We start from the raw sequence: 26,410 nt of genomic DNA on the forward strand, positions 1-26,410 counted from the left end.
CATGATGTATTTATGCTTCTGTAATAATTACATTATCAATTAACCTTGTGGTAGAATATTTCACTGCAACAGCTATAATAATTTGATTCTGTATTTCTGTCACTTCTCTTAACTGCGGATAAGATAAAATTTCCAAATACTCTACCTCTCCCGAAATATTCTCAGCTAAATAGTTTAAAAGATTTTGCTTAATTGTTTCTGAGTTACGCTCACCTAAATTAATTAACTCTTTCCCACGTTGTAATGCTTGATATATATGAGATGCTTCTTTACGTTCAACCTCTGATAAATTTACGTTCCTTGAACTTTTAGCCAATCCGTCTTCTTCACGAATAATTGGACATGGAATAAGTTCAATCGGTAAATGATAATCTGTAATAAGTCCATCAATAACAGCGACCTGCTGGGCATCTTTCATACCGAAATACGCTTTCGTTGGCTGAACAATCTGAAATAACTTCATAACGACTGTGACAACCCCATCAAAATGACCAGGACGATGCTTCCCACACAAAACGTCTACTCTTTGTTTAGCACGCATTTCTGTTGTCATTTCCTGTGGATACATTGCTGTTATAGAAGGATAAAATAATAGATCGACACCTTGTTGTTCGGCTAAGCGGTGATCTCGTTCAAAATTCCTTGGATAACGATCAAAATCTTCATTAGGACCAAACTGCAAAGGGTTGACAAAAATACTCATCACAACAAGGTCATTTTCTTTTTTTGCACGTTCAACTAATGACAAATGACCTTCATGTAAAAATCCCATTGTTGGTACAAATCCTACTGTATAACCTTTTTTCTTTTCATCTAAAATTGTTTGCTGCATTTCCTGAAGTGATTGAATAACTTTCATGTTCGGACTCCTCCATAAAGGGCCTCAATTTCTTCCTGTTTCATTGTAAAAGAGTGCTCATCCTGAGGAAACTGTTTTTTCTTTACTTCTCTAACATATGTTTTAACAGCATTTTGAACATCAGCTGACACATTGTAGTATTGTTTTACAAACTTTGGAACCCGATGTTCACCATAACCTATTACATCATGATAAACAAGAACTTGTCCATCTGTTTCTGCTCCTGCTCCAATGCCAATTGTTGGAATGGAAAGTTCTGATGAAACAATTGCAGCCACTTGTTTTGGCACACATTCTAGCACAATTGCAAAGGCACCCGCCTTTTCAATCTCTTTTGCATCTTCAATTAACTTTTTTGCTTCATCCGCTTCTTTTCCTTGGACTTTATAGCCGCCAAGAACTCCCACAGATTGAGGTGTTAATCCAAGATGGCCAACAACAGGTACACCGGCGCTTGTTAACTTGTCAATCATTTCAATTACCTCGCCTGCACCTTCTAATTTAACCGCATGCGCTCCTCCGCTTTGTACAAGGCGTTTTGCATTTTCCATCGTTTCTGAAACGGAACTATGATAGGTCATAAAAGGCATGTCTGTAACAATAAACGTATTTGGTGCTCCCCGCTTTACGGCTTTCGTATGAAGAATCATATCTTCTAATGTTACAAACACAGTTGATTCATATCCTAGAGCGACCATTCCAACTGAATCACCGACAAGAATTACATCCACATCCGCTTGTTCTGCAAATTTTCCAGACGGATAATCATAAGCGGTAACCATAGCAATGGGTTCTTTGTTCAATTTCATTTTTTGAAAATCTAAGCTCGTTTTCACTTTTAATATACCTCCTACTTTTCATTCAGAGGAATATGAAAATCAAAAAATCCTTTTTCCATAGGAAAGAAGGATTTTGTTAACATATTTACTGATTTTCATCCCTCTGTCCCAGTCCACACTAGTGGATCAAGGCAGAATTTTTTTGTATATAAAACTATTTTTTATAGGTGCAGCTCCAAAAAGGATACCGCCCAATCTAGTCGTAGTATAACAGATTTCTGCTAAGTTTGGGAAGAGATTTCAATATCAGCTGAATAAATTTGATGAATTTCTCCCTCTTTATCTTCAATTAATAAAACGCCTTCCTCGGTAATTCCCTTTGCATAGCCTTCAAATGAACCATTGATAGTCGTTGCTTTGATTTCTTTACCTAAGCTAACTGCATAGCTTTCCCAAAGTAATTTTATGATCGGAAAGCCTTCTTTTAAATATTGTTTGTAAATCCGTTCAGTTTGTTCTAATATCCTTTGCATAAGTGCTGCTCGATTAATTTCTTTGCCACTTTTTTCGATTAATAAGGAGGTTGCTTTATTTTGTAATTCTTCAGGAAACTCTTTAACGTTTACATTTATTCCAATTCCAATAATAACAGATTGAATACGATCTGCCTCAGCCTGCAGCTCTGTTAAAATCCCAACAACTTTTTTTCCATGAATTAAAATATCATTTGGCCACTTAATTTCACAATCCAACCCCACAGCTTCTTTAATTCCTTTTACAACCGCTACGGCAGCAAGCAGAGTTAATTGAGGAGCTTGCTGAGGTGGAATTTTCGGTCGAAGGATTAAACTCATCCATACACCCGTTCCTTTTGGGGAATGCCAGTCTCGACCTAAGCGCCCTTTGCCTTTTCCCTGTTCATCTGCGGCAACAAGGGTCCCTTCCTCTGCACCTTCATGTGCAAGCTGATGAGCAATAGTCTGTGTAGAAGAAACAGATTCATGATAAACAATATTTTGTCCAACAAATTCTGTCTTTAATCCTACATGAATATTATGAGAGCGAATATTATTTGGCTGCTGAATAATACGGTATCCTCGTCTTTGCATTGCTTCTAATTCATAACCTTCTTTTCGCAGTTCACTAATATGTTTCCAAATAGCAGTGCGTGAACAGCCAAGCTGTTCACTAATCTTTTGACCAGATACATACTCACCATTATGTTCAAGTAAAATGTGCAGCATTTGTTCTTTCATTGAGAGTTGCACCTGTCCACCCACTCCTTAATTGCATTTTTTTCATTTTTTACTTTTTTATCTATGACAGCTTGTTCAATCATTTGAAGCTCTTTACCAAGCCATGGTCCTGCTTTTTTATTTTTCCATTTCATTACATCATGTCCATTAACGGAAAGCTCTTTTTTATCTTTTATTGGAAGAGCATTATATTTTTTCACGATGTTCTCTATATTTTCAGCTGCATTTTCCTTATAAAGAATGGAACGAACAGCTTCTATAGACTTGGCTAATTCAACTCCTGTCTTAAACAGTTGATAATCGTCCCAGTTATTTTGCTTTAAATGCTCAAGCGTTTGCTGAATTATCTCTACTTCCTTTATTAACAAACTTGGTTGTTTCCATGCCTTTAAAATCATTTTTGCCGGGACTTGACAAAGATACGTAAGAAGTGCCCACATTTCTCTCACATGATACAGTTGATGAATTGGCAATTCCTTTAATGATAACAACCCATTTTTATAGGTTACAAAATGCGGAACATACTCATACAAACCTGTAGAAATAAACAACTCAATTCCCTTTTCTCTTGCTGAACCAAGCATTAACTTTTCCCATTCTTGCGCAATTCTTTCGATGGACAGATGAGATAAATGGGAAGCTAAACGCCTTATTTCCTGTTCGGTAGGTTCATCTAACTTAAAGTTTAATTGACTAACAAAGCGAACGGCTCGAAGCATTCTTAGCGGATCTTCATAAAATCTTTCCGCAGGATCTCCTACTGCTCTAATCGTACGATTTGTTAAATCATCTATCCCATTGTATAGATCGATAATATCGCCATCTACTGTCATCGCTAGTGCATTAATCGTAAAATCGCGCCGCTGTAAATCTTCTCCTAAATCGTCTACAAATTCAATGGATGATGGATGACGAAAATCTTCATATTCCGTTTCTTTACGGAAAGTTGTTACTTCATATGAAACACCTTTTTCATGTACCACAACTGTGCCATGCTCAATTCCAACCGGTATCACATTTTTAAACAATCCTACAACTTCTTGTGGAGAAGCAGATGTAGCAATATCAATGTCATGTATAGGGCGGTGCAGCAGCATATCTCTTACTGCACCCCCTACAAAATAAGCTTTAAACCCATATTCCTGTAAAGTTTCAAGAATGGGCACAGCCTTTACAAATACTGAATTCATTCTAGCGAACCGGGTATGAGCAGCTTTCTAAAAGCTGTTCATATATCTCTTCATATTGTTTAACAATTTTTGAAGAGTGGAAATGGGTTTGAACATGGTTAATTGCTTGCTTAGACATTGATTTTTGAAGCTGTTCATTTGATAAAATTGTAATAGCCTTTTCTGCCACATCCCTTACATCTCCTACATTACAAATAAACCCTGTCTCCCCATTTACAACGACTTCCGGTATACCTCCTGCATTAGAAACAACTGCCGGCACTCCGCATGCCATTGCTTCAAGGACGACTAAACCAAAACTTTCCTTTTCTGATAAAAGGAGCTTTAAATCACAGATTGATAAAATTTCAGCTACATTCTCTTTTTTCCCTAAAAATAATACACGGTCACTTAATCCCTTTTCTTTCACAAGTTTACATGCTACTGTTAATTCCGGTCCGTCGCCAATAAGCAGCAGCTTTGCCTGCAATGAATGAGAAATTTTTTCAAACGCTTTAATCACATCTGGTACACGTTTTACTTTTCGGAAGTTTGAAATATGTACAATCACTTTTTCGTTCGGTTTAATTCCGTATTCTTCCTTAAGTTCTTCACAGTGATGCTTATAATAGGTTGCTTCATCTACAAAATTATAGACCGTTTTAATAGGATGATTGGTTTCAAGAAGGTTATGGGTTTGCTTTACTAAGTCATTTGACACAGCTGTGACGACATCTGAATTTTCAATACCAAACCGTATCATCTCACTTAACGAAGGGTCCTCTCCTAACACTGTAATATCTGTTCCATGCAGGGTCGTTACAATTTTTAAATTTCCTCCAACCATTTGTTTTGCTAAATAAGCACAAATCGCATGTGGAACAGCATAATGAACATGAAGTAAATCAAGATTTTCTCGCTTTGCCACTTCAGCCATTTTACTAGCTAATGCTAAGTCATATGGAGGATATTGAAAAACAGCATATTGATTCACTTCTACTTCATGAAAATAAATGTTTGAATAATGCTTCTCTAATCGAAATGGAATACTTGAAGTAATAAAATGAACTTCATGTCCTTTTTTTGCAAGCAGTTTACCAAGCTCTGTAGCAACTACTCCTGAACCTCCGACTGTTGGATAACATGTAATGCCGATTTTTAGTTTTTTTCTCACAGCCTTCTAGTCTCCTAACAAATTGTTAATTAGCAATGGTTTTTTCGCCTTAAACCCTTCAGCATATTGCACATTTACTTCTTTACCATACATACGCTCTCTACTTATCACAGTATCGATATAACCGTTTGTAAGCGGCGTATCTACACTGCCTTCTGTTTTTATAAATTGACTTTCATAAGCTTGTAATGAGGCGATCTTAACATCCATTGTGCTGGTTATATCGATAAGAAAGTCGGGTTTATGAAATCCATTAATAAAATAATAATAAAAATCTTTAGCACGGTGGGCCTCATGCTGTTCATGAGTCTTATAATTATGCACTCCTGAAGAAAACAAAGCTTCTTCCACAAGTTTACCGCAATGCCCATGATCAGGATGTCTATCTTCAAAATATGGGGCAAAAACAATTGAAGGTTTATAACGGCGAATTGTATTAACAATAAGGTCAACAGCCTTTTTTTCTACCAACAATCCACGATCAGGCAATTGTAAATTTATTCGTAAATCAAGTGATAAAACCGAAGCAGCTTTTTGTGCTTCGGCTTGTCTTATTTCTACTGTTCCATTGGAAGATAACTCTGCTTTTGTAAGATCACAGATACCAACTTTATATCCTTGTTGTTTAAATACAACAATGGCACCGGCCATCCCAATTTCCACATCATCAGGGTGAGCCCCAAAAGCCAAAATATCCAGTTTTTCAACATGTTCCATTTCAATCATCCTTTTTATTGCGTATAATATTGCGCCATGCAAAATCACCACGCGATAATGCATGCATTAAAATTTCAGCACTTGCCATATTTGTTGCAAGCGGAATAGCGTAAACATCACACAAACGAATTAATGCAGAAATATCAGGCTCATGAGGCTGTGCAGTTAACGGATCACGGAAAAAAATAACCATATCCATATCATTATCAGCAATCAACGCGCCAATTTGCTGATCGCCTCCCAGTGGTCCTGATTGAAAGCGGTGAACATCAAGTCCTGTTGCTTCCCTAATCTTCATTCCTGTTGTTCCTGTTGCATATAATGTATGATTTTTAAGTACCGGTTGATATGCTGTTGTAAATTGAACCATGTCTTGTTTTTTCTTATCGTGCGCAATTAAAGAGATTTTCATTATTCTCACCCTATTCAATAATATTTTCTAATCCATATACAAGTAAATCTAATTTCATCACTGTTTCAACAGCAAGCTTAACACCTGGCATAAAAGAAGTTCTGTTAATGGAATCATGGCGAATTTTTAATGTTTGACCTTCGCCGCCAAATAATACTTCTTGGTGAGCAACAAGACCTGGGAGACGAACACTATGAATGCGCATGCCTTCAAAGTCTCCACCTCGCGCACCTTTTATCGTTTCTTCTTCCTGGGGATGCCCCTGTTGATTGGCTTTTCTTACTTCAGCAATAAGTTGAGCTGTTTTTACAGCTGTGCCAGATGGAGCATCTAATTTTTGATCATGATGCTGTTCGATAATTTCTACTTCAGGCATATATTTAGCTGCCATTTGGGAAAATTTCATCATTAAAATAGCACCAATTGCAAAGTTTGGGGCAATAATTGCGCCAATTTTCTTTTCTTCTGCCGTTTTTGATAGCTCTTCTAAATCGGCATCTGTAAAACCTGTTGTTCCCACTACAGGGCGCACTCCATAGTTAAAGGCAATTTCCATATGCTTTCTTCCTACTTCTGGAGTTGTTAAATCAACAAGTACATCACATTTATTCTCTTGAAAGCAAAGTTCCATATCTTCATAGATAGGAACATTAATCATTGGCATATCGTCAATATCGGAAAGCATTTTTCCACCATTTTTAGAATCGACAACAGCTGATAAATGAAAATGCTCCGTATTTTTAACCATATGTACTGCTTCACGTCCCATTTTACCCCGGGGTCCTGCTATGATGACATTAATTTTATTTTGAGCCATTATTGTTGTTCCTCCTTCGTTTCCTCTTTTCTTGTCCAACGATTATGATCGCGCTCATTAAATTTTTGCATGACGCGTGTAAACGCTTCTTCAAGATCAATATTTAATGAATTTGCAAAACAGATTAATACAAATAAAAGATCTCCCATTTCCTCTTCTACGGTACGTTCCTGTTCTGTGCTTTTTTTAGGCTTTTCTCCATAATAATGGTTGACTTCTCGCGCTAATTCACCAAGCTCCTCAGTCATCCTTGCGAGCATGGCTAACGGACTGAAATAGCCTTCTTTAAATTGACCTATATATTGATCGACTTCTGTTTGCATTTCTTTAATCTTTTTTTCACTCATACACATACACCTTTCCTAATTATCTCTTTTTCATGTTAGCTAAATCTACGAACTTTTACAAATATTTTAGCCAAATTGAAAATAGAAGTGACTTTTAGATATAATTAGAGCGCTGCAACACTTTATTTTAGGAGATGTTATTGTGAAACTTATTCGCTTAAAAAACCTTTTCTTTATTTTACTCGGTTCAGCTATTTTTGCGTTCGGCCTTGTTCACTTCAACATGGAAAATAATTTAGCTGAAGGCGGCTTTACTGGAATTACTCTTATTCTGTATTTTGTGTTTAATATAGACCCTTCTCTTTCAAATTTACTATTAAATATCCCCATATTCTTTGTTGGGTGGCGGTTGTTAAGTCGTTCTACATTTATTTATACCATTATTGGAACATTTGCACTATCCTTGTTTTTGTGGATCTTTCAACGATTTTCGTTTGTTTCCATCCCTCTTCATAATGATTTAACTCTTGCTGCACTATTTGCCGGTGCTTTCATTGGTATTGGCCTTGGGATTATTTTTCGGTACGGAGGGACAACCGGCGGAGTAGATATCATTGCACGACTAGGTCATAAATATTTAGGATGGAGTATGGGAAGAACAATGTTTCTGTTTGATGCTCTCGTTATTACAACTTCTCTTATTTACTTATCATACAAAGAGGCAATGTATACACTTGTAGCTGTATTTATTTCTGCCCGTGTCATTGATTTTATTCAAGAAGGGGCATATGCTGCCAAGGGTGCTACTATTATTTCAGATAAAACAAATGAGATTGCCGAAAAAATTTTTACAGACTTAGATCGTGGTGCTACTATCTTAAATGGTCGTGGAAGCTTTACTGGAAATAAAAAAGATGTTCTTTATTGTGTAGTAGGACGCAATGAACTTGTTCGATTAAAAAATGTCATTATGGTTGTTGATCCCCATGCTTTTGTGGCAGTAAGTGATGTTCATGATGTGCTTGGGGAAGGATTTACACTTGATGAAAATAAAAAACCAATAATTGAACAATAAGGGTTTACATAAAAAGCCAGTGTGCAGGATATCCTGCACACTGGCTTTTTAATCTTCTTGATTCATTCCAATAAACATTAAAATAAAACGAACTAACTCCAAAACTGCTACAAGGGCGGCAGCTACATATGTTAACGCTGCGGCATTTAATACTTTTCTTGTTTCGCGCTCTTCATCATTTCGGATCACTCCAAGTGCAACAACTTGATCCATCGCGCGATTGCTGGCATTAAATTCAACAGGCAATGTTACAAGTTGAAAAATTACAGCAGCTGCCATAAAAAGAATTCCAAGCAGTACTAGGTTAGCAAAACTTAATAAGATACCAGCTAAAATTAAAATAAATGAGAAATTTGAACCTAAGTTTGCAGCTGGAACAAGAGCATGCCGAAATCGTAAAAACGAATAATCCTGCTGATCTTGAATAGCATGACCAACTTCGTGAGCTGCCACTGCAGCACCAGCAACAGAATGCCCGTGATAATTTTGAGAAGATAAACGAACAACTTTTGAACGAGGATCATAATGATCTGAAAGTTTTCCAGGCACTTCTTCAACTCTCACGTTATATAATCCATTATGATCAAGAATTTTTCTTGCTACTTCAGCACCCGACAGACCAGAAGATGCGGGTACTTGTGAATATTTTTTATATGCACTTTTTACCTTCATTTGCGCCCAAATTGGAACCACTAATAAAAGAACAAAATAAAGTAAAAACCCCATTTGTTCACTCCTCCATTGTGTTGATTCTAAAAAGTTAGTTTATTAAAGTCAATTTTAGTCACATTAAACTTTCTTGTCAATTATATTGATTGAAGAAGTGAAACGATTTTAATAATCCCGATTTTTCTCGTTTCCCTTACGTCGTTCACCTTTATATTTTTGCCAGCCCACATAAAATAATGTAAAAATAATAATGCTTCCGATTGAAAGAATCATCCAAAATAACGAAGAAGGATCGGCAGCATCTTGTGTTGAATCCCCAAAGAGCTCATTCAATTCCTCTTCTATTACTGACAGGTGTTTTGCTCTTTCAGGTGTATGCAGAAGAGATGTTCGATTCTTTTCTAAAAATGATATATTAGAATTCAATCGAGTCATTTTCTCTTTGGAAAGAGTAATCGTTAAAGCTGGTCTTATTAATTCATATTGGCCAAAAAATTCATTTAAATAAAACTGAAAGTCTGCCTCATTACCTTCTTTTAAGGAAGTTTCCACCTTTATGAACGAATCCATTACTAATGATTGCGTATTTTTCCATAGCGGCTGAGCTGTTTCATTTACAGCATCCACAACTAATCGAAATGAAGTTAACTTTCGAATTCGCTCCTCTTCCCTCATTGAAGCACTGGTGACTGCTTCTTCCGCATTTTCATAAGCTGTTGAAATCACTTTCAAATCCCCTAAACTTAATGTTAGTCTATCTTGTCTTTCTTTAAATAGCTCAGAGAAATGATTAAGCACCTTTTTTGATTCCTCATATTGAGCGCCTTTTCCAAATCGCAGTACTTGATCAGCTAACTTATCTAATTCATTCCAATCATTTTCTTCTGCACGCGCTATACCGAACAATAAAACGGAACATGTAAAAATAATATAAATAATAAAAAAGATTTTCCGTATCAAAGCATGTCCCTCCTCTTCATGTATTAAATATGTATGAAGAGAGGGACAAGAGTAGACCTTTTTCTTTGGACAACCTTAAGAATGAACAAGGGATGCTGTATATCTTTCTTTTCTTACAGCAACAGCATAAATTAACAGAAGTGTTACAACAGAAAGCCAAAATGTCATATAGCCAATTTGAGGAATATATTCTTTAAGAGCGGGATATCTAGGATACATTTGAAATACATAATCAATGATATCATTATGAATTGTCCAAACTGCAGCAATTAGCAAATGACGATATGTAAATCGATAAAACGGTGCATACAGTATAGCTTGAAGCGCCATTCCAAAATGAGAAGCAATTAACATAATATTGGCAAGAGAGATAACGCCGCTTACATACATTCCACCTAAGTTCATTCCTACGGCCCATATTCCATATTTAAATAATGTTACGGCAGCTAACGCTTCTATTAGTGGAAAGTTACGATTAAGCAAAAAAGCGATTAATACAAATACAAAAAACAAACTTGCCGTCGGACTATCTGGGACAAAGGGAAGAAAATGCAGGGGGGTGTCAACAAGCTGCCACAGATACCAATAATAGCCGTAAATTGTACCTAAAATATTAATAATAAGTAAGCTCAACAGAACAAAGCGCTGTTTTAAAAGATAACTAATAAAGGTCATTAAAATTTGTCTCCTTTTTAAGACAAGGTGTAAAAAAAGCTGACTACTAGTAGTCAGCTTTTCACTCAATTATTCTGCTCCAAGACCAGAAATAAATTCTGCTAATTTTTGACGGTCTTCTTCAGACCCTTCAAATGCATTAGCAGGCATTGCACCTCGTCCATTTTTAGTAATTTCAGCAATCTCTTCTGGAGATAACCCTGTAGCAATAAGCGTTGGTGCAGCTGGTCCACCTTCTAAGTTCTCACCATGACAGCTTACACAGCTTTGTGAAGCATAAATTTGATATCCTTCCGCTTCTGTATCAATTTCAACTTCAGGGACTTCAGAAATCTCACCTTGTGCTGCTGCTTTTTCCCAGTCATGCGTTACAACAGACTCCCATGTTAAATAAACGGTAGAAATTAAAGCCAATAACATCAGTCCAACAGCAATTGGGCGTTTAGAAGGACGTCGTTCTGGTCCGCGGTCTAACCATGGCGCAAGCATTAATGCTCCAAACGCAAGTCCTGGCATTACAACCGTACCGAGTAAAATATAATCACCTGCTGCATATTTATACTTTAACAATTGGTATAAGAACAAGAAATACCAGTCTGGAAGTGGAATATATCCTGCATCAGTTGGATCAGCCATACGCTCTAACGGCGATGGATGAGCAATGGTTAAACATAAATAACCAATTAAAAACACAGAGCCTACCATCCATTCTTTTAGTAGAAAGTTAGGCCAAAAGGCTTCCGTTTTTCCAGGGTATTCCGAATAGTCTTTTGGTACATTTGGTTTTTTTGTTGCTGGGATACGAGAATCACCAACAAACTTCATCCCTTTACCTCGGTGCATTTTTTCCCCTCCTTTATGTCAAAATCCGAATCTTATAGCGGACCTGAAATACCTTGTTTACGAATCATAATAAAGTGTGCAGCCATTAAACCTAACAATGCTGCTGGTAAGAAAAATACGTGAATTGCAAAGAAACGCGCTAATGTTTGAGCACCAATAATTTCCCCACCTGCTAAAAATGTCTTAGCAAGATCACCGACAATTGGTACTGTAACTGCAATTTCAAGTCCTACCTTTGTTGCAAATAACGCTTTCATATCCCACGGTAATAAATAACCTGTGAAACCAAGTCCCATCATTACAAAGAAAATTAATACGCCAACAACCCAGTTTAATTCACGAGGCTTTTTATATGCACCTTGGAAAAATACACGGAGTGTATGTAAAAACATCATTACAATAACTAGACTGGCTCCCCAGTGATGCAGACCACGGACAATTACACCAAATGCTACTTCATTTTGCAGATAATAAACAGATTCCCATGCATTAATAATATCTGGCACATAGTACATTGTTAAAAACATTCCAGATAAAATTTGGATTACTGTAATAAAAAATGTTAGTCCTCCAAAACAGTAAACAAACGCTGAAAAATGGTGAGCAGGGTTAACATGCTCAGGCACTTCATGGTCAGCAATATCTCGCCAAATCGGCGTAATATCTAAGCGCTCATCTACCCAATCATAGATTTTTTGTAACATTGATTACGCCTCCTATCGAGCTTTTGCCTTACCTAAATATAATTTTCCGTCTTCAACCTTTTGTTCATATACATCTAATGGTGCTAGCGGCGGTGTACCAGGTACATTTGCGCCATCTTTTTCATAACGACCTAAGTGACACGGACAGAAGAATTGATTTGGATGCGCTGGATCAGTTCCCCAGTTAACAGTACAGCCAAGATGTTTACAAATTGGTGATAGTGCAACTACATCTTCATTCTCTTTGTAAACCCATGCCGATTGTGTTACTTCTGATTCATACCAACCGTCAACTTGTTGAACTTTAAAGTCAAAACGCTGTGGTTCATTTGTTAGTTTACTTACATCAGTTACAGCTACCATATCTTGACCCGCTTTTTCTTTTAAAAGTGGATCAATGGCAAAACGAACCATAGGCATAAGCATACCAGCCGCCATAAACCCACCTACACCTGTTAATGTATAGTTTAAGAATTGACGACGTGTTACTTCATCTTTTTTAGCCATTGATTTTCCCCCCCTTATACTATAAGTCACGTCCATCCGGACATTGTAAACACACACATATTACTAGGACATTCCCATGATAGCGTAATCTCTGTAAAACTGTCAATATTATCATTTGCGAAAACGTGTATTATATGTATGTTACTGTTGATTTTGCCACTTTTTTGTTACAATTTGTAATAATTGCTTTGTTTGATCCTGCACAATTTCTAATTTATATCTTTCATCCATATGTTCAAGCGGAACAACCGGCATCCAAATTAATGGGGCATCTAACTGTTCTTCATGTTGTTTCCATTCATTGTCTGCTGTAAAATAAAAAACATGTTTCATTCCACCTGCTTTTATTTCTTCTGTCCAGTTTTTCAGCCTGCTCACATGTTCTTCAAATTGTTCATTTTTCAAATATGTATATGGTGGAAATTCCAGCACACGCCCATGAAGCTGCCTCTCTAATTCAGCTATTATAATTGTAATATACTCTCCCATTGCGACTGTACCTTTAATTTCCGTTTTCCAATTAATAGGGAGTAAAGGAATAAGAGCTGTATCTACATACTCTTTTGATTGCATATAAGCTTCTATATTCTTAGATGTCCACTTCATAATAATAGTCTCCTTTTATTTGTATAGTTGAAACCATAAAGAAAACCCTTAAGAATATTCAAGGGTTTTCTTGCAGAATCTTTTTTAATTCTTCTGTTAACGCTTGAAAGGTGTTTATATCTTTTTGATCAAGGGCCTGATCTATTTTCTTCATCAGCTGATTTCGTTTAAATTTAAAAAATGATTCATCTAAAATTTGTTCTGCTAAGTCAGAAAATTCATGATTCACAAGCAATGTTTCAGGTAAAAATGGATTTTCCTCAACAACGGCTGCATACTTAGGGTTTTTACGAGCCGCTAAAAAATTCAGCTGAATATAAATGTCTTCTTCTTGATTTAAGCGAATGTCATGAAAGGATTTTTCAGCATCTGTTGTAATAATGTTCTGCTTATAAAATCGAAATGGGACATCTTCCTCCATTTCCATTGTTGAAATAATCATGGCTTTTGGACAGTATTCCGCTTTTTCAACAAAGTGTACTTTTTCCATTACCACATCATCACTCAACAAGTAATTTAATAACCATACACATTCACGTTTTTGAAATTTATAATTTTTTAAAAACCACTTTAGAAAATCCTTCTTTTCGGAGACAGAAATGGTGCTACCCATTGTAATTCCTCCTTGACGCCTAATGCGCTTTTTTTACTGATTCGTTAAAAAAAGAGTAAAATCCTTCTATAAATCAAAAAAATTTCATCCTTTTAAAATTTTTTAATAGTTTTCACGATCTTCTAATTCATATATAAGCTCTTCAAGATGAATAAGACTTTTATCAAGCTGAAGTGCTCTTTTAAACAATTGAAGCGCTTCTTTTTGACGTCCTTCTTCAATTAATAATTGTCCATATTCTTCAAGAAACTCGACATCTTGATGATAATGTTCATATGCCTTTTCATAAAACATCACAGCCTTTTCATACTGCTCTTCTTGATAAAATGCATAGGCTAATGTCCAATCAAAAAATGGATCTTCTTCTCCCATTTCTTTTAATTGTTCAATCAGCTCAATCATATCATCATAGCGCTCTTTTTTCTTTAAAAAGCCAGCAAATTCTTTTGCCCCTTTTATAGAAGATGGATTTAATGCTAGAAAATTACGGTAATACTGCTCTGCTTGTGCTGCATCCCCACTCTGCAATGAAAGTTGAGCAGCAGCTAAATAAAGCTCTTCATTATATTCATCTATTTGAATGCCTTCTTTTAATGTTTGAAGAGCTTCTTCAACAGCACCTATTTTTTCAAAAGATTTAGCTAAATAAGGGTAAAGCGTACTATATTGAGAGTCCAGTTCTTTTAACTCGCTAAAAGCTTTAATTGAACGTTGATATTCTTCTAATTGAAACGCTGTAAAACCATAGCCAAATAAAGCATTTAGCTCCACTGTTGATTTTAAACCCTCTTCATAATAATTTAGAGCTTCTTCAAACACACCACTTGCGCTAAGTGCCTCTGCGACACGAAGCTTAATATTTGTATCAGCAAATTTCTCTGCTTTCTGTAAAACTTTTTTATAATATGGAACCGCTTCTAAATAGTTTCCTTTTGCCAAATAAAATTCAGCTAATGCAAATAGAATAACGGTTTCTTCAGGAGCACGCCTTATTGCTGCCAGCAGCTTTTGTTCCGCAACCTCTTCAAGACCTTGTATGTGATAAAGATCAGCTAAAAGAAGTAATGCTCTTAAATACTCTGCATCATCTTCAGCAATTTCATTCAAAAGATTAATGGCCTCTTCCTCTTGATCAAGATCAACATAACATTCTGCCGCAAAAACAAGCAGCTCTCCCTCATCTGGATATTTTTGAAGCAGCTCTTCTATTACTTGTTTTGCTTCTTGAACTAATCCATAACGAAAATAAATTTCCGCAATTTCAAATTGTTCGCTATCATCAGCTGTTTTTTGAAATTGTGCTAATAACTCAAGTCCCTCTGCTGCATCTCCATTTTCAATTTTTTCTATAGATTGTTGTAGAATATTCATTACTATATCTCCTTTTCCCCTAATCAAACTATTTTCTTACTTTTTTTCATAAGGTTTAAAATAACCTGGGCGATGAATAAATAACTGCTTTCCATGTCCTACTCTAAAAATAAGTTCGTGGTTAATTTTTAAAAACTGTCCCTTAGAAACAACTACACAAGGATTTATTGTATCATACGGAACGGATGTTTGTTCAATGAATTGATCTTCACTTCTGTATAAAATATAATCAAGATCACTATTATTTCCTAAACGTCCTTTGAATGGGTACACACCAATTTTTTTTAATAAACTGAGAGAAAGAGGGGTGTGCATCTTTAAATCAAGAGAATATGTTTCAATTGTAAAGGCTTCAGCAATTTCCTTCCACTTTAATGCACATTGACGCTTTTCACGAATAGACTGAAATTCAAACTTCCATCTTGGAATGATAACAATCTGATAATTCCACATTTCATTACGTATCCATTCCCAAGTTGGTTTATTTAAATCAGATTCATCATATATATCTACTATTATTAGTGGAATTCTATACTTTTTACATTTTCTTATGAACGATGCCTTTAATTCAACAATGGGAATCGAAATGGAAAATAAATAATCAATTGAACTTTGACCCATATTCTTACGGGCTTTTAATAAGATTTGTTCTAGTTCGTTTTCACTCTTTATTGGACAAATAGGAATGACGGTTGTACACCCTTTTGTTTGAAGCTGCACCATCACTTCCTTGTAATTATCAAAGCTCTCAGTATTCCATAATTGTTCATCCAGCATCACGTAACCTGGTTTCATTATAAATCCTTTATGATTGCATTTTATCCTTTTTGTTTTAGGCTCATGATAATAAGTATGACGAACTTTCTGATCAAGAATGACATAGGAACGAGATTTCCGAGTTTCAAATGGCTCTTCTTTTACATGAGTAAACACAAATTCCATTTTTTCCCCTTCCTTCTTCATAACTTGTCCCACCTTATAAACAAATTATGAACAGAAAGAGAAATATATGAGTTAAATATATCTTTAGAACAAAAAAATCCCTGATGCGAGCTTGTTAGCGCTTACAACACCAGGGTAAAGGTATATGGATAGGAGTGGAGAGAAACCATTACTATATTTATTATAACAGTGCTTACTAAAAATGCAAGAATATTTTATAATTTTTAATAAAAAAGTGATGACAAATTAATTTGCCATCACTTTTTTATTAGTTTTGAAGCAGTGCAAGATCTTCAAAGAAAGAAGGATAAGAAACTGCTATAGCTTCCTCTCGCTTTAATCTAATTTCACCATTTGCTATACAGCTCGCAACAGCTAATGTCATTCCAATTCGATGGTCTCCTAAGCTGTCTACCTCAGCTCCATGCAAAGTGCTCTTACCATGAATAACCATTCCATCATCTGTTCCTTCAATGGAAGCGCCTATTTTCTGAAGCTGTTCTACCACTGCATCAATACGGTTTGTTTCTTTTACTTTTAATTCTTCCGCATCTTTAATAACCATTTTTCCTTCTGCTTGTGTAGCAAGCAAAGCAATAATTGGAATCTCATCAATTAATCTCGGAATAATTTCACCGCCGATTTCAATTCCTTTTAGATTAGAATGTTTAATGCGTAAATCAGCTACCGGCTCTTGGTTAAAGGAACGTTCATTTTCAACTGAAAGATCTGCCCCCATTTCAAGAAGCACATCAATAATCCCCGTTCTTGTTGGATTGATACCTACATCCTTTAGTAAAACATCACTTCCAGGCGTAATAGCTGCAGCTGCTAAAAAGAAGGCTGCTGACGAAATATCTGCAGGTACTTGAATGTGAGTACCTTTTAAAGATTGACCACCTTCTAAAGAAACCTTAGTACCTTCTCTTGTTAATGAAACACCAAAAGACTCAAGCATGCGTTCCGTATGGTCACGGGAAATATGTGGTTCTGTTACTGATGTTGTACCTTCACTTTGAAGTCCTGCTAATAATATAGAAGACTTTACTTGAGCACTTGCAACTGGAGAAATATAATCGATGGCATGTGTCTTGCCGCCTCGAACCGATATAGGAGTGAGGCGGCCATTTTCTCGCCCATCAATATGTGCGCCCATTTCTCGTAAAGGGTTTGTTACCCGATCCATAGGACGCCTTGCAATTGACTCATCACCAATCACTACAGAGTGAAAAGGGGAAGAAGCAAGAATCCCCATCATTAATCGTGTGGTCGTTCCAGAGTTTCCAACATCTAATATTTCAGTTGGTTCTTGAAGGCCGTTAAAGCCTTTTCCTTCAATTTTTACTTCATCATTTTTTCGCTCAATTGTAATTCCAAGTTTTTTAAAACAAGCAATTGTACTTAAACAGTCTTGTCCTTCTAAAAAGCCTGAAACGGTTGTTGTACCCTCTGCAATAGCTCCAAACATAACCGCACGATGAGAAATTGATTTATCACCCGGAACTTTAAGCTCTCCTTTTAACGGCTTTTGAAGAGGACTTAACATTCTTGTTAACATGTAAAACGCTCCCCTTAGTCTGTAATATATGAATCATATCGGTATTCTTTTAATAATTCTTTCGCTTTTTCTCGTTCACGATCACTGCGGAAACTTAGCCTAAGCACCCCTAGTAAATCTTCACGAGTTTCAATAATTTGAATGTTTGTAATACTAATTTCGCGATGTCCTAAAATGCTCGTGACGTGAGCAATTACCCCTGGATAATCTTCTACGTCTACATACAAATCATAAAAGGCAGGAATCGCGCCTTTCGATTTTTCAGGAAGACCATCACGCACCACTTTTGCTTGTTTAAAATAATGGTAAATCTCCTCACCATTTGATTCTGAAATAAATGTTTTAATGGTATCCATTTCTTTTTGCCATTCTTCAAATAAAGATAACAGCACATCTTTATTATGTAACAAAATATCACGCCACATGACCGGACTCGAGGAAGCAATTCTTGTAATATCCCGAAATCCTCCTGCAGCAAACCTCGATAAACCCAACTCCTCATTATCAAGCTTTGATAACTGCTGAACAAGGCTCGCTGCAATAACGTGAGGAAAATGGCTAATCACACCTACCATTTCATCATGCTCCATTGGAGTCATTTCAATAAATTTAGCATTTGTTCCAATCAACCAATTTTTCAATGTCTCAACATGTTTGCGATCTACGGTATGATCGGGCGTAAATATATAAAAAGCATTTTCAAATAAATGAGCTTTTGAAGCTGTTACCCCGGTTTTATGAGACCCAGCCATTGGATGTCCACCAATAAAAACTGCTCGATTTTGAAACAGTTTTTGAGCTTTTTCAGCAATTACTCGTTTTGTACTTCCTACATCTGTAATAATGACACCTTTTTTAAACTCATAGTTTAAAAGATCGTCAATTATTTTTTCAGTTTGAAGTACCGGTACAGCTAAAATAATTAAATCAGCATTATGGACACCTGCTTGTAAATCCTCAACCTCTTCATCAATCACATCTAAAGACAACGCTAATTTTCGGTGATTTTCATTAATGTCAAACCCTACAATTGTCGCTTGATGCTTTTTTTTAATGGCTAAAGCAATTGATCCACCAATTAACCCCAGTCCGACAACTAGCACCTTTTTTTGCTGCATAATGGGACCCCTTACTATTGGACTTCTACTTTTTGTTCAATCATTTTTGATAAGCATTCAATAATTTCAGCGTTTTGTTCTTGACTGCCTACTGTTATACGAGCGGAAGTTGGAAAACCAAGCGCTTCTCCTGAACGTACAATAAACCCATTTTCTAAAAGGTATTGAAACACTTCATTACCGCTTCGCTCAAAATCAATTAAAATGAAATTTGCCTGCGAAGGATAATAAGACAATTGATATTTTTCACAAAACGCATAAAATTGCTGAAGACCTTCTCTGTTTTTCTCATAACATGTTTTAATAAATTGTTCATCTTCTAATGCAGCAATTGCCGCCGCCTGTGCAATACGCGACGTATTAAACGGCTCTCTTGCAGGCTCAATTAACTTAATAATTTTCTCACTGGCTATACCGTAACCAATACGAAGAGCAGCAAGACCGTGCGCCTTAGAGAACGTTCGTAAAATCATCAGGTTAGGATACGTATCAAGAAGGGAAATTGTCTCTGGATAGTCTTCTGCTTCCACGTATTCAAAATACGCCTCATCACTGACAACCAATACATCTGCCGGCACTTTCTTCATAAATGACAAAAAGCGTTCTTTTGAAATATAGTTTCCAGACGGATTATTTGGATTACATACCCAAACAATTCTTGTGTCCTCATTAATTTGATTTGCCATTTCATCTAAATCATGTTCTCCATTTACAAGAGGAACTTCTCGGATTTCCGCTCCCTCAATGACCGCATTATGCTTATACTGCGGAAATGTAGGAGCAGCCATAACCGTATTACTTTCTTTTGTAAGAACAGCTCGACATAAAATTTGAATCACTTCATCTGATCCATTTCCGAAAATTAACTGTTCTTCTTTTACATTAAGAAAGTTTGCAACTTTTTCTCGCAGTGAAGCAGAGTAACCGTCTGGATAAATATTTAAAAAAGCAAGTTCTTGTTGAATCGCTTCTTTTACTTTTGGAGAAGAGCCAAATGGATTTTCATTAGAAGCTAGTTTCGTTACTTTTGAAAGGCCAAGTTCTTTTTTCACCTCTTCAATGGGCTTACCAGGCTGATAAGGTGTTAATTGTGTGATCTGTTTTTTCACTTTCATCGTTCTTCCACCTCATTACGATTTAATCTTAGAATATGGTGCAATTATTGCTGAAACATCATCATAAATGGATTTTAATGCCTGTTCTTTTTTGCTTTGGTCTAAAAGAAAATCTTTCTGCTCTTCAATTTTACGTACAATTGCACTACCGACAATAACTCCACCACAAAGGTCTTTAAGCGCTTCTACTTGAGAAGAGTTGGAAATTCCAAATCCAACTGCAACCGGTACTGGCGATACTGCGTTCACTTTTTCTAAAAACTGATAAACAGAAGGATGAAACTCTTGACGCTCTCCTGTTACACCTAAAGATGAAACACAATATAGAAAGCCTTGGGCATTTTCAGCAATTCTAGTTAACCGCGCCTCAGACGTAGTTGGCGCCACTAGTGAAATATAGGCAATATTATGCTGTTCACAAGACACACGAAGTTCTTCACTTTCCTCAAACGGCATGTCTGGTACAAGCAGCCCATCAATTTCATTTTCTTGTGCTAAAGCGAAGAAGTTTTCTTTTCCTAATTGTAGCAAAAGATTATAATAAGTAAATATAATCACAGGAATTTTCAAACCCTCTTCACGCATTTTTGATACAAGCTTCATCGAACGTTCAAGAGACATATTATGTGCCAAAGCACGAGCTGAAGCTGCTTGAATAACCGGACCATCTGCTAGCGGATCAGAGTAAGGAATCCCTAATTCTAGTGCATTTGCCCCAGCTTTCTCTAATGTTAACGCTAAATCAACTGTTGTTTCCGGGCTTGGATCTCCTGATACGATAAATGGTATAAATAAGTCTTTACGATTTTCAACATATGTTTCGAAGCGTTTATTACCCATTTTGATCATCCCCTAATTTATTCATTAACGTATGCACATCTTTATCTCCACGCCCTGATAAACATATAAGAATACTTTCATCCTTACCCATTGCTGCTGCTTTTTTAAATGCTTCTGCTAATGCATGTGCACTTTCAACTGCAGGTATAATTCCCTCTTCTTTTGACAATATACTTAAAGCATCTAATGCTTCTTTATCTGTAATACTGTTATATTCCACACGGTTAATACTTGCTAAATAAGCATGTTCTGGTCCAATTCCCGGATAATCCAATCCTGCAGAAATGGAATAAGGTTCTTGAATTTGCCCCACTTCATTTTGAAGAAGGTATGTTAATGATCCATGAATAACACCTAAACGACCTTTCGAAATTGTCGCGGCATGAAGTCCTGATTCAACACCTTTACCAGCTGCCTCTACCCCAACGAGCTTTACATTGTCTTCAAGAAATGGATAAAACATTCCCATTGCATTACTGCCGCCGCCCACACAGGCAACAATCATATCCGGAAGTTTGCCAAATTTTTCTGTGAACTGCTGTTTTGACTCATCTCCAATCACTCGTTGAAAATCGCGAACTAACTTTGGATAAGGATGAGGACCAACAACAGAACCTATTAAATAAAATGTATCTTCAACATTGGAAACCCAGTATCGTATCGCTTCATTTGTTGCGTCTTTTAATGTCTTACTGCCAGAAGAGACTGGAATTACTTCAGCTCCTAGCAGCTGCATCCGAAACACGTTTAATGCTTGTCTTTCAATATCCTCTTCTCCCATAAATACTTTACATTCTAACCCAAAACGAGCAGCAATCGTCGCTGAAGCTACGCCGTGCTGTCCCGCACCCGTTTCCGCTACAATTTTTGTTTTCCCCATTCTTTTTGCTAAAAGAGCTTGGCCAATTGCATTATTAATTTTGTGGGCTCCTGTATGATTTAAATCTTCTCGCTTTAAATAAATCTTTGCACCACCAAATTTTTCAGTGCATTTTTCAGCATACGTAATGGGAGTAGGGCGCCCTGAATAGTCATGAAGTTCTTTTTGATACTGAGATCGAAACTTTTCATCATTTATTGCTTCATTAAAAGCTGCTTCCAGCTCTTCAAGGGCATGCATTAATGTTTCAGGTACAAACTGACCTCCAAATTCCCCAAACCTTCCTTTTGAATCAGGAACATTTATAGACATCCTTGCTCATCCTTTCTTCTAATTGCTGAATCTTTTTAGTGTGTTTTTGTCCGTCTATTTCAATACCGCTTGCTAAATCAATTCCGTCAGGTTGATAAGTTAAAAGCTCTGAAACATTATCTGGATTTACTCCACCTGCAATAAAACATGGAATTTCTAGTGAACGAGCTTTTTCTAAATACTTTGGAACAAACGTCCAATCAAATGTTTCCCCAGTTCCGCCACGTGCAGTCTTTGTACGTTTATCGATTAAAAAAGCATCTACAAGACCTGCATATTCTTCCATTTGCTCTAAAGCGTGTTTATGATGATGAATTACTTTCCAAATCTCTACAGAAAAAATATTTTTTAGTGTTACAACCATTGTTGGCGGCTCTTCCCCATGACATTGAATAACATCAAGTGGAACTTCTTTCATCACAGTTGAAATTTCTTCAATTGTTGGATTAACAAACACACCAACAATTTTTTTCTCGCCATCGAACTCTACTTTTTCCAACCACTCTCGAATTTCTTTCGGATCAGCTTTTCGTTTACTTTCTGCAAACACAAACCCAATATAATTCGTACGGCTTGCTGCAACTATCTCTAAGTCAGAAAGCGAGTGGTTGCCGCAATACTTAAGTTGCACTTGTCCCAACACGTTCCCCTCCAAAAAGATGATTGATCCCTAATTCAGGAGTTTCAGCTTTCATTAATGCCTCACCAACGAGCACTCCTCTTGCTCCAAGAGCTTTTACACGTCTTATATCCTCAACATTGTGGATGCCGCTTTCACTAATTAACAAAGCATCTTTAGGCATAACTTCAATAACTTTTTCTGTTTCCTCAATAGACGTTTGGAATGTTTTTAAGTTGCGATTATTTACTCCAATTACTTTTGGTGTGAATACTTTTAGAAGTTCAAGAAGTTCTTCTTTGCCATGCACTTCTACTAGACACTCTAATCCAAACCGTTCTGCCTCTTTATAAAATTCAAACGTTTTTTCAGCTCCTAGTGCTGCGACAATTAATAAAATTACGTCAGCACCAATTCTGCTGCTTTCTTCAATTTGTTTTTGATCTACAATAAAATCTTTGCGAAGCACAGGAATATTGACCGCTTGCTTTACAGCAATTAAATCCTCGATATGCCCTTTAAAAAACTGCTGATCCGTTAATACAGAAATAGCATCTGCTCCTGCTGATTGATAGGATTTTGCTACTTCAACCGGATCAATTTTATCATTAATAATTCCTTTTGAAGGTGAAGCACGTTTCACTTCAGCAATTAAACCTAAGGAACGATTCGGGTCACTTAACGCCTCATAAAAGGAGCGTTTTTCAACTTCTTGTTGTGTAGGAAGCTTTAGTTCAATAACCTCCTGCTGCTTTACTTCTAAAATTTTGTTAAGCATGCGTTTCAACTCCTCTTGACTGTAGTTCTTGAAGCTTACGTGCTGCAGTTCCATTTTCAATAGCTTCTTTTGCTATTTTAACTCCATCTTTAATCGTCTTTGCTTCACCAATTGTATATAATGCAGCACCAGCGTTTAAAAGAACAATATTAACAGCTGATTTTACTGCCGTTCCATGCAGGACAGCAGAAATTAATGATGCACTCTCTTCAACCGTATGAACAACAAGATCTTCCATATTTCCTCGTTCTAACCCAACCTCTTCTGGAGATAAAACATATTTTAGAATTTCTCCATTGTTTAATTCTACAACATTTGTATAAGTCGTAATTGTACATTCATCCAGTCCGTCTCCACCTGTTACTAAAAGAGCTCGTTTCGTGCCAAGATGCTTTAATGTTTCCGCCATTTTTTCTGCTAAGTTTGCATCAAAAACACCAATTAATTGATAAGGACTGTTTGCTGGATTCACTAACGGACCGAGCACATTAAACACAGTACGAAAGCCAATCTCTTTCCTTGGATTAACCGCATGCTTCATTGCTGTATGATATAAGGGAGCAAATAAAAAACTCATTTTTTGTTTTTTTAATGCTTTAGAAGCCTCTTCAGGCGATGTTTGAATTTTTATATCTAATTTCTCTAATACATCTGCACTGCCGCTTTTTGAAGACACTGCTCGATTACCATGTTTAGCAACAGAAATATCTAAGGAAGACAACAAAATCGCTACCGTTGTTGAGATATTAAATGTGGAGGCACCATCTCCACCCGTGCCGCACGTATCAATTAAACGTTCTTCATTGTGCGGTACATTTACCACATGTTCGCGCATCGATTTAGCAAACCCTGTTAATTCTGCAGCAGTTTCCCCGCGGAGTTTCAAAATAGTAAGTAAGGAAGCAATTTGACTTTCTGTAGCTTTTCCTTCCATAATTGTATCCATTACCATCTTTGCTTCTTCTTCTGTAAACTTCTTTCCTTCGACAGCTTGTTTTAGTAGATCTTTAAGCATGGTTGGCCTCCTTGGATGAGAAAATATTTTCTGCTACAGAAATAGCTTTTATAAGTGCTTTGGCTTTATTTCGTGTTTCTTCCCATTCATTTTCTGGAATAGAGTCTGCAACAACCCCTGCTCCTGCCTGCACAAAAGCTGTTTGATTCTTTATTAATACACTGCGAATTGTAATGCAGGAATCTATATTCCCATCAAACCCTAAATAACCAATCGCTCCTGCATAGAGGTTTCTTGCTGTCGGTTCAATTTCTTGAATAATTTCCATTGAGCGAACTTTTGGTGCTCCTGAGACAGTTCCTGCTGGAAAAGATGCCGCTAATGCCTCAACAGGTGACACACCCTCTGCTAACATGCCGCGCACCTTAGAGATAATATGCATAACGTGGGAAAATCTTCCAATATCCATTAAGCTAGGAACATGAACAGTGCCGTATTTTGCAATTCGTCCAATATCATTTCGTGCTAAATCGACTAACATATAGTGTTCTGCTCGTTCCTTTTCATCGTTCAGCAGCTCTTCTGCTAATTCATCGTCTTCTTTCATCGTCTTGCCTCTCCGTCGCGTTCCGGCAATTGGATGAATTTCAGCTTCCCCTTGATAGATTTGAACGAGCTTTTCTGGAGAGCTTCCTACCACTTCAAAGTCTTCCAATTTTAAATAAAATAAATAAGGAGATGGATTAATAACACGCAGCACCCGATAAATATCTAAAGCTGAAACGGTAATATCCATTTCAAATCGCTGTGAAATAACAGTTTGAAACACATCCCCAGCAGCAATATATTCTTTTACCTTTTCAACTGCTTTCATAAAATCTTCTTTCTTAAAATTCGAACGAACCCCTTCAAATAAATTCTCATCGTTATCTTCTGAAATTTGAAGCATCCCTGAATGTTCTGACTGTTTCAGCAGTACGTTCATTAATTCTTCAATTGTTCTATTAGCCGTTTCATACTTTTCTTTTAGCAGTTCTTCCTTCTCATTGTCTTCTACATATACATGATGAAGAACAACTAATTCTTTTTGTGTATGATCATAAGCAAGAATTAATTCACAAAACACAAAGTGAAAATTGCTTATATTTAAATCATTTGCAGGATGAACAGGTACTCGTTCAAAATGTGAAATACCATCATAAGAAATATATCCTACCCCGCCTCCTGTAAAAGGAATTGGCAAATCTAGCGGCTTAGGATTTAAATAGGAAATCGTTTTATTAACCGCATCTTCAAAACGTTCCTCATTTAACACTACTTTATTTTCCTTAGATTTCACATTAAATGTTCCTTGTTCCTCTTTTAACGTAAACAATGGATTTAAGCCGATAAAAGAATAACGAGACCAAGGCGATGCATCATCTTTACTTTCTAAAAGAAAACAAGCATCCTCTTTTACATTATGAAAAAGTTGAATAGGGGTCATTGTATCAAGAAAAAAACGTTTAATAACGGGGATTGTATTGTAATTTTTAGCATCCTCTAAAAATTGTTGATAATTTGTTTGCATATGTCCTCACCTCTCTCAAAAATTGACAGAGAATGGGAAAAACGTTGAGGGGGAAGTTGAAGCTGGTAAGAAATGCAGAGACACTTATTAGTCCTTTTAGTATGCCATTCCTATCATAGATTATACAAGATAAGTTCCTAATGAATACCTTCTATACAATCGCAGACATTCTATGATGGCTTTTATAATAAACCTATACTCATCACAAGGAAACTATTTTCAACGCTCAA

Annotated in this window: 29 protein-coding genes; 1 reads left to right on the forward strand and 28 read right to left on the reverse strand. The window is 36.4% G+C overall.

What is annotated here, in order from left to right:
• Nucleotides 1–10: 10 nt before the first annotated feature.
• From panC to DS031_RS06730, 9 genes are all read right to left on the reverse strand, one after another.
• Nucleotides 11–859, reverse strand: a complete 849-nt coding sequence (panC, locus tag DS031_RS06690; RefSeq protein WP_113805157.1) for a pantoate--beta-alanine ligase — start codon at nt 857–859, stop codon at nt 11–13.
• The gene (gene panB, locus DS031_RS06695; protein WP_113805158.1) at nt 856–1,695 is read right to left on the reverse strand and encodes a 3-methyl-2-oxobutanoate hydroxymethyltransferase; all 840 of its coding nucleotides are present in this window, start codon (nt 1,693–1,695) and stop codon (nt 856–858) included. The genes panC and panB overlap by 4 nt, the downstream gene beginning before the upstream one ends.
• A 224-nt stretch (nt 1,696–1,919) precedes the next feature.
• Nucleotides 1,920–2,906, reverse strand: a complete 987-nt coding sequence (locus tag DS031_RS06700; RefSeq protein ID WP_181833054.1) for a biotin--[acetyl-CoA-carboxylase] ligase — start codon at nt 2,904–2,906, stop codon at nt 1,920–1,922.
• Nucleotides 2,891–4,084: a CCA tRNA nucleotidyltransferase gene (locus DS031_RS06705; protein ID WP_113805160.1), complete on the reverse strand. Its 1,194-nt coding sequence runs from the start codon at nt 4,082–4,084 to the stop codon at nt 2,891–2,893. Before DS031_RS06705 ends, DS031_RS06700 begins: the two co-directional genes overlap by 16 nt.
• Nucleotide 4,085: 1 nt before the next feature.
• Nucleotides 4,086–5,237 (reverse strand): N-acetyl-alpha-D-glucosaminyl L-malate synthase BshA, encoded by a 1,152-nt coding sequence (gene bshA, locus DS031_RS06710; protein ID WP_113805161.1) that lies wholly within the window; start codon nt 5,235–5,237, stop codon nt 4,086–4,088.
• A gap of 6 nt (nt 5,238–5,243) precedes the next feature.
• Nucleotides 5,244–5,954, reverse strand: coding sequence for a bacillithiol biosynthesis deacetylase BshB1 (bshB1, locus tag DS031_RS06715; protein WP_113805162.1), 711 nt, complete (start codon nt 5,952–5,954; stop codon nt 5,244–5,246).
• A 1-nt stretch (nt 5,955) separates the two neighbouring features.
• Nucleotides 5,956–6,366 (reverse strand): methylglyoxal synthase, encoded by a 411-nt coding sequence (gene mgsA, locus DS031_RS06720; protein WP_113805163.1) that lies wholly within the window; start codon nt 6,364–6,366, stop codon nt 5,956–5,958.
• A gap of 10 nt (nt 6,367–6,376) precedes the next feature.
• Nucleotides 6,377–7,183: a 4-hydroxy-tetrahydrodipicolinate reductase gene (dapB, locus tag DS031_RS06725; protein ID WP_113805164.1), complete on the reverse strand. Its 807-nt coding sequence runs from the start codon at nt 7,181–7,183 to the stop codon at nt 6,377–6,379.
• Nucleotides 7,183–7,530: a nucleotide pyrophosphohydrolase gene (locus DS031_RS06730; RefSeq protein WP_113805165.1), complete on the reverse strand. Its 348-nt coding sequence runs from the start codon at nt 7,528–7,530 to the stop codon at nt 7,183–7,185. The genes dapB and DS031_RS06730 overlap by 1 nt, the downstream gene beginning before the upstream one ends.
• 142 nt (nt 7,531–7,672) lie before the next feature.
• Between DS031_RS06730 and DS031_RS06735 the strand changes: the two genes are divergently transcribed.
• Complete coding sequence (locus DS031_RS06735) at nt 7,673–8,545, forward strand: YitT family protein (RefSeq protein WP_425451936.1); 873 nt, start codon at nt 7,673–7,675, stop codon at nt 8,543–8,545.
• Between the two features lie 48 nt (nt 8,546–8,593).
• Here the strand turns inward: DS031_RS06735 and DS031_RS06740 are convergent, their stop codons facing one another.
• The 19 genes from DS031_RS06740 to trpE all read right to left on the reverse strand — a co-directional run bounded on the left by DS031_RS06740 (nt 8,594) and on the right by trpE (nt 26,180).
• On the reverse strand, nt 8,594–9,271 hold the full coding sequence (locus DS031_RS06740; RefSeq protein ID WP_113805167.1) for a zinc metallopeptidase: 678 nt from the start codon (nt 9,269–9,271) through the stop codon (nt 8,594–8,596).
• A gap of 108 nt (nt 9,272–9,379) precedes the next feature.
• A complete protein-coding gene (gene ypjB, locus DS031_RS06745; protein WP_181833055.1) occupies nt 9,380–10,174 on the reverse strand; it encodes a sporulation protein YpjB in 795 nt (264 codons plus the stop codon).
• 75 nt (nt 10,175–10,249) lie between these two features.
• Nucleotides 10,250–10,849 (reverse strand): lipoprotein heptaprenylglyceryl N-acetyltransferase LhaT, encoded by a 600-nt coding sequence (lhaT, locus tag DS031_RS06750; protein WP_113805169.1) that lies wholly within the window; start codon nt 10,847–10,849, stop codon nt 10,250–10,252.
• Nucleotides 10,850–10,918: 69 nt separating this feature from the next.
• Nucleotides 10,919–11,692 carry a menaquinol-cytochrome c reductase cytochrome b/c subunit gene (locus tag DS031_RS06755; protein WP_113805170.1) on the reverse strand — a complete coding sequence of 258 codons (774 nt, stop codon included), beginning with the start codon at nt 11,690–11,692 and terminating at the stop codon, nt 10,919–10,921.
• A 32-nt stretch (nt 11,693–11,724) separates the two neighbouring features.
• Nucleotides 11,725–12,396, reverse strand: coding sequence for a menaquinol-cytochrome c reductase cytochrome b subunit (gene qcrB, locus DS031_RS06760; RefSeq protein ID WP_113805171.1), 672 nt, complete (start codon nt 12,394–12,396; stop codon nt 11,725–11,727).
• Between the two features lie 12 nt (nt 12,397–12,408).
• On the reverse strand, nt 12,409–12,903 hold the full coding sequence (locus tag DS031_RS06765) for a ubiquinol-cytochrome c reductase iron-sulfur subunit (protein ID WP_113805172.1): 495 nt from the start codon (nt 12,901–12,903) through the stop codon (nt 12,409–12,411).
• Between the two features lie 141 nt (nt 12,904–13,044).
• The gene (locus DS031_RS06770; RefSeq protein ID WP_113805173.1) at nt 13,045–13,509 is read right to left on the reverse strand and encodes a YpiF family protein; all 465 of its coding nucleotides are present in this window, start codon (nt 13,507–13,509) and stop codon (nt 13,045–13,047) included.
• A gap of 58 nt (nt 13,510–13,567) precedes the next feature.
• Complete coding sequence (locus DS031_RS06775) at nt 13,568–14,122, reverse strand: ReoY family proteolytic degradation factor (protein ID WP_113805174.1); 555 nt, start codon at nt 14,120–14,122, stop codon at nt 13,568–13,570.
• Between the two features lie 102 nt (nt 14,123–14,224).
• Complete coding sequence (locus DS031_RS06780) at nt 14,225–15,493, reverse strand: tetratricopeptide repeat protein (protein ID WP_113805175.1); 1,269 nt, start codon at nt 15,491–15,493, stop codon at nt 14,225–14,227.
• 36 nt (nt 15,494–15,529) lie between these two features.
• Nucleotides 15,530–16,456, reverse strand: a complete 927-nt coding sequence (locus DS031_RS06785) for a hypothetical protein (RefSeq protein WP_113805176.1) — start codon at nt 16,454–16,456, stop codon at nt 15,530–15,532.
• 247 nt (nt 16,457–16,703) lie between these two features.
• The gene (gene aroA, locus DS031_RS06790; protein WP_113805177.1) at nt 16,704–17,993 is read right to left on the reverse strand and encodes a 3-phosphoshikimate 1-carboxyvinyltransferase; all 1,290 of its coding nucleotides are present in this window, start codon (nt 17,991–17,993) and stop codon (nt 16,704–16,706) included.
• A gap of 14 nt (nt 17,994–18,007) precedes the next feature.
• Nucleotides 18,008–19,111, reverse strand: coding sequence for a prephenate dehydrogenase (locus tag DS031_RS06795; protein WP_113805178.1), 1,104 nt, complete (start codon nt 19,109–19,111; stop codon nt 18,008–18,010).
• 14 nt (nt 19,112–19,125) lie between these two features.
• The gene (gene hisC / locus DS031_RS06800; protein WP_113805179.1) at nt 19,126–20,226 is read right to left on the reverse strand and encodes a histidinol-phosphate transaminase; all 1,101 of its coding nucleotides are present in this window, start codon (nt 20,224–20,226) and stop codon (nt 19,126–19,128) included.
• A 15-nt stretch (nt 20,227–20,241) separates the two neighbouring features.
• Nucleotides 20,242–21,066, reverse strand: a complete 825-nt coding sequence (trpA, locus tag DS031_RS06805; RefSeq protein ID WP_113805180.1) for a tryptophan synthase subunit alpha — start codon at nt 21,064–21,066, stop codon at nt 20,242–20,244.
• Entirely contained in the window at nt 21,059–22,258 is a 1,200-nt protein-coding gene (gene trpB / locus DS031_RS06810; protein WP_113805181.1) for a tryptophan synthase subunit beta, read from the reverse strand. The genes trpA and trpB overlap by 8 nt, the downstream gene beginning before the upstream one ends.
• Nucleotides 22,239–22,889 (reverse strand): phosphoribosylanthranilate isomerase, encoded by a 651-nt coding sequence (locus DS031_RS06815; protein ID WP_113805306.1) that lies wholly within the window; start codon nt 22,887–22,889, stop codon nt 22,239–22,241. Before DS031_RS06815 ends, trpB begins: the two co-directional genes overlap by 20 nt.
• The gene (gene trpC, locus DS031_RS06820) at nt 22,879–23,655 is read right to left on the reverse strand and encodes an indole-3-glycerol phosphate synthase TrpC (RefSeq protein WP_113805182.1); all 777 of its coding nucleotides are present in this window, start codon (nt 23,653–23,655) and stop codon (nt 22,879–22,881) included. Before trpC ends, DS031_RS06815 begins: the two co-directional genes overlap by 11 nt.
• On the reverse strand, nt 23,648–24,670 hold the full coding sequence (trpD, locus tag DS031_RS06825) for an anthranilate phosphoribosyltransferase (RefSeq protein WP_113805183.1): 1,023 nt from the start codon (nt 24,668–24,670) through the stop codon (nt 23,648–23,650). Before trpD ends, trpC begins: the two co-directional genes overlap by 8 nt.
• Nucleotides 24,663–26,180, reverse strand: coding sequence for an anthranilate synthase component I (gene trpE / locus DS031_RS06830; RefSeq protein WP_113805184.1), 1,518 nt, complete (start codon nt 26,178–26,180; stop codon nt 24,663–24,665). Before trpE ends, trpD begins: the two co-directional genes overlap by 8 nt.
• Nucleotides 26,181–26,410 lie beyond the last annotated feature (230 nt).

The sequence above is a fragment of the Bacillus taeanensis genome (assembly GCF_003318295.1).
In the GTDB taxonomy this organism is placed as follows: domain Bacteria; phylum Bacillota; class Bacilli; order Bacillales; family UBA6769; genus Maribacillus; species Maribacillus taeanensis.

What these genes read in the sequence shown, in the direction of transcription:
- panC (WP_113805157.1), bottom strand. Translation starts at nt 859, where the DNA reads ATGAAAGTTATTCAATCACTTCAGGAAATGCAGCAAACAATTTTAGAT.
- DS031_RS06705 (WP_113805160.1), bottom strand. Translation starts at nt 4,084, where the DNA reads ATGAATTCAGTATTTGTAAAGGCTGTGCCCATTCTTGAAACTTTACAG.
- bshB1 (WP_113805162.1), bottom strand. Translation starts at nt 5,954, where the DNA reads ATGGAACATGTTGAAAAACTGGATATTTTGGCTTTTGGGGCTCACCCT.
- mgsA (WP_113805163.1), bottom strand. Translation starts at nt 6,366, where the DNA reads ATGAAAATCTCTTTAATTGCGCACGATAAGAAAAAACAAGACATGGTT.
- dapB (WP_113805164.1), bottom strand. Translation starts at nt 7,183, where the DNA reads ATGGCTCAAAATAAAATTAATGTCATCATAGCAGGACCCCGGGGTAAA.
- DS031_RS06730 (WP_113805165.1), bottom strand. Translation starts at nt 7,530, where the DNA reads ATGAGTGAAAAAAAGATTAAAGAAATGCAAACAGAAGTCGATCAATAT.
- DS031_RS06740 (WP_113805167.1), bottom strand. Translation starts at nt 9,271, where the DNA reads ATGGGGTTTTTACTTTATTTTGTTCTTTTATTAGTGGTTCCAATTTGG.
- lhaT (WP_113805169.1), bottom strand. Translation starts at nt 10,849, where the DNA reads ATGACCTTTATTAGTTATCTTTTAAAACAGCGCTTTGTTCTGTTGAGC.
- DS031_RS06755 (WP_113805170.1), bottom strand. Translation starts at nt 11,692, where the DNA reads ATGCACCGAGGTAAAGGGATGAAGTTTGTTGGTGATTCTCGTATCCCA.
- qcrB (WP_113805171.1), bottom strand. Translation starts at nt 12,396, where the DNA reads ATGTTACAAAAAATCTATGATTGGGTAGATGAGCGCTTAGATATTACG.
- DS031_RS06765 (WP_113805172.1), bottom strand. Translation starts at nt 12,903, where the DNA reads ATGGCTAAAAAAGATGAAGTAACACGTCGTCAATTCTTAAACTATACA.
- DS031_RS06770 (WP_113805173.1), bottom strand. Translation starts at nt 13,509, where the DNA reads ATGAAGTGGACATCTAAGAATATAGAAGCTTATATGCAATCAAAAGAG.
- DS031_RS06775 (WP_113805174.1), bottom strand. Translation starts at nt 14,122, where the DNA reads ATGGGTAGCACCATTTCTGTCTCCGAAAAGAAGGATTTTCTAAAGTGG.
- DS031_RS06780 (WP_113805175.1), bottom strand. Translation starts at nt 15,493, where the DNA reads ATGAATATTCTACAACAATCTATAGAAAAAATTGAAAATGGAGATGCA.
- DS031_RS06785 (WP_113805176.1), bottom strand. Translation starts at nt 16,456, where the DNA reads ATGAAGAAGGAAGGGGAAAAAATGGAATTTGTGTTTACTCATGTAAAA.
- aroA (WP_113805177.1), bottom strand. Translation starts at nt 17,993, where the DNA reads ATGTTAACAAGAATGTTAAGTCCTCTTCAAAAGCCGTTAAAAGGAGAG.
- DS031_RS06795 (WP_113805178.1), bottom strand. Translation starts at nt 19,111, where the DNA reads ATGCAGCAAAAAAAGGTGCTAGTTGTCGGACTGGGGTTAATTGGTGGA.
- hisC (WP_113805179.1), bottom strand. Translation starts at nt 20,226, where the DNA reads ATGAAAGTGAAAAAACAGATCACACAATTAACACCTTATCAGCCTGGT.
- trpA (WP_113805180.1), bottom strand. Translation starts at nt 21,066, where the DNA reads ATGGGTAATAAACGCTTCGAAACATATGTTGAAAATCGTAAAGACTTA.
- trpB (WP_113805181.1), bottom strand. Translation starts at nt 22,258, where the DNA reads ATGTCTATAAATGTTCCTGATTCAAAAGGAAGGTTTGGGGAATTTGGA.
- trpC (WP_113805182.1), bottom strand. Translation starts at nt 23,655, where the DNA reads ATGCTTAACAAAATTTTAGAAGTAAAGCAGCAGGAGGTTATTGAACTA.
- trpD (WP_113805183.1), bottom strand. Translation starts at nt 24,670, where the DNA reads ATGCTTAAAGATCTACTAAAACAAGCTGTCGAAGGAAAGAAGTTTACA.
- trpE (WP_113805184.1), bottom strand. Translation starts at nt 26,180, where the DNA reads ATGCAAACAAATTATCAACAATTTTTAGAGGATGCTAAAAATTACAAT.